Below are 276 nucleotides of genomic sequence, written 5' to 3' on the forward strand. Positions count from 1 at the left end.
TGACAACTACTTTTAACCTATTTATGGGCGCTTGCCACAGTTTCTACAAAACATGTGTTCGCTGCGCTCGTTAAGCTGAACTTTTATGGCTTTATTGGCCTCTAGTTTACTCAGCCCTAGTTTGTAACGCAGATCTTCAAGGTGACTGAGGTGCTCCTCGCTGAGAGTGCCGTTAGTGATCTGTTCATGTACTGCATTTTCGAATACTTGACGGCGTTTGCGTACTTGCTCTGAAAAGCTCGATGCAAGTAAACCGGTAGGCACTGCAACCATTCC

General features: G+C 45.7%; 1 pseudogene. It reads right to left on the reverse strand.

Annotated features, from left to right (window positions below):
- Positions 1-21 precede the first annotated feature (21 nt).
- A pseudogene (locus tag AAEY62_RS22235) lies at positions 22-276 on the reverse strand (ion transporter); the annotation flags it as partial.

Source organism: Pseudoalteromonas sp. GW168-MNA-CIBAN-0100 (genome assembly GCF_040309225.1).
GTDB lineage: Bacteria > Pseudomonadota > Gammaproteobacteria > Enterobacterales > Alteromonadaceae > Pseudoalteromonas > Pseudoalteromonas arctica.